We start from the raw sequence: 1,887 nt of genomic DNA on the forward strand, positions 1-1,887 counted from the left end.
CAACCCCGCACGCGGGCCAGGCGTTGGCAGAGAAACCGACCTGCGCTACAAGGTGAGCGGCAGCGCCGATATGACCGACCCATCAATGGTGCGAGCTTTGGCGAGCCCGCTTAAGAGCATGGTCCGGGATTCGTCGGCGACAGTGGTGAGCGCAGCGATGCGCATCCCGTTCAAGAGATCGAGTCGAATTCGGCGTTTCCCATGGCGCTGCCGTTCATCAACGATGTTGGAGCAAGCCATGGCAGTGCGCAAGCGAGAAGACGAGGTATTTCCCAATGCGGCCGGCATCGATGTCGGCGCCTCGAGCCACTGGGTGGCGGTGCCACCGCACCTGGCCGAGGATTCGGTGCGCGAGTTCGGCGCGATGACCGATGACCTGAACGCGCTGGCCGAATGGCTCATCGCGTGCGGCGTCGACACGGTGGCGCTGGAGTCCACCGGCGTGTACTGGATCCCGGTGTACGAGGTGCTCGAGCAGCGCGGCCTGAAGGTCTGGCTGGTCGATGCCAGGCAGATGAAGTACGTGCCCGGACGCAAGAGCGACGTGCAGGACTGCCAGTGGTTGCAGAAGCTGATGAGCCTGGGCCTGTTGCGCGCGGCYTGGCGGCCCGGCGACGAGGTCTGTGTRGTGCGYGCGGTGGTRCGCCAGCGCGAGGTGCTGCTKGCCGAGCAGGCCAGCTGGGTKCARCGCATGCAGAARGCKCTGGTGCAGATGAAYCTGCAGCTCACCGAGGTGCTCACCGATGTSATGGGCATGACCGGCCAGGCCGTYATCCGCGACATCGTGGCTGGCCAGCGTGACCCGCACGCGCTGGCGCGGCACCGCWATGGCCGAGTCAAGGCCAGCATGGCCGAAATTGAGCGAGCSCTGACGGGCAACTGGCGCGAGGAGCACCTGTTCGTAYTGGCGCAGGCGCTGGCCATGTATGACAGCSTGGCGCAGCGTGTGCTCGAGTGCGATGCCAAGATCGAGTCGCTGCTGGTGACGCTGCGGCGTCACGASGTCGAACTGACTGGCCCCGGCAAACGCGGCGGCAAGAACACCCCCGCCTTCGACCTGCGCACGGCGCTGGCACGCTGGGCCGGAGTCGACCTCACCCGTATCAATGGGCTGGCCGTCAGCTCCGTGTTGACGGTGCTCTCTGAAATYGGGCCCGACCTGAGCCGCTTCGCCAACGTCAAGCACTTCTGCTCGTGGCTGGGCCTGTGCCCGGGCACCAAGATCAGTGGGGGCAAGGTGCTGTCGGCACGCACACGGCGCTCGACCAACCGGGTGCGCCAGGCACTCAAATTGGCCGTGATGAGCCTGTCACGCAACCGCTCGGCACTCGGCGCCTTCTACCGTCGCCTGTGCGCCCGCATGGACAAGCCCAGCGCCAACACGGCCGTCGCCCACAAGTTGGCCCGAATGATTTACTTCATGYTCACGCGCGGCGAAGAATTCGTCGACCAGGGCCARSAMCRMTACGAGGAACAACAGCGCCAGCGCAGCGTAGCGGCACTCAAACGCCGCGCCGCTGCGCTGGGCTTTGCCGTCACCCCGGCAGCATGACCCCCGGCTCCATCACCTTGGTTTCTCAAGAGGCAGGCCGTGCGTAACGCGAAGCACGCCTCGGCAGGAATCCTCGTCCTTCAAGGGCGGGGAGGATGTCACGCGTTGACAGCATCCTTCAGGGCTTTGCCTGCCGTGAATTTCGGCGCCTTGCTCGCCTTGATTGTCATCTGCTCGCCGGTCGATGGATTGCGGCCGGTACGCTCGGCACGGCTCGCGACGGTGAAATTGCCAAACCCGATGAGCTGCACGGCTTCCCCACGTGCCAGGGCCCGCGTCAGGTTTTCAAGTGTCGAGTCGAGTACACGGCCAGCATCGGCCTTGCTGACGTTAGT

At 65.2% G+C, this 1,887-nt stretch carries 3 protein-coding genes; 1 reads left to right on the forward strand and 2 read right to left on the reverse strand.

Features of this window, described 5'->3' with window-relative positions; translation table 11 throughout:
- Positions 1–45: 45 nt before the first annotated feature.
- Positions 46–240 carry a hypothetical protein gene (locus AC1DY5_RS53705; RefSeq protein ID WP_478122367.1) on the reverse strand — a complete coding sequence of 65 codons (195 nt, stop codon included), beginning with the start codon at positions 238–240 and terminating at the stop codon, positions 46–48.
- Between AC1DY5_RS53705 and AC1DY5_RS53710 the strand changes: the two genes are divergently transcribed.
- Positions 239–1,552 (forward strand): IS110 family RNA-guided transposase, encoded by a 1,314-nt coding sequence (locus AC1DY5_RS53710; protein WP_478122368.1) that lies wholly within the window; start codon positions 239–241, stop codon positions 1,550–1,552. The genes AC1DY5_RS53705 and AC1DY5_RS53710 overlap by 2 nt on opposite strands.
- A 98-nt stretch (positions 1,553–1,650) precedes the next feature.
- Here AC1DY5_RS53710 and AC1DY5_RS53715 read toward each other — a convergent pair.
- A partial coding sequence (locus AC1DY5_RS53715) for an HU family DNA-binding protein (protein WP_478122369.1) occupies positions 1,651–1,887 on the reverse strand: 237 nt, incomplete at its 5' end.

The organism is Variovorax sp. P4_D9 (assembly GCF_056401695.1).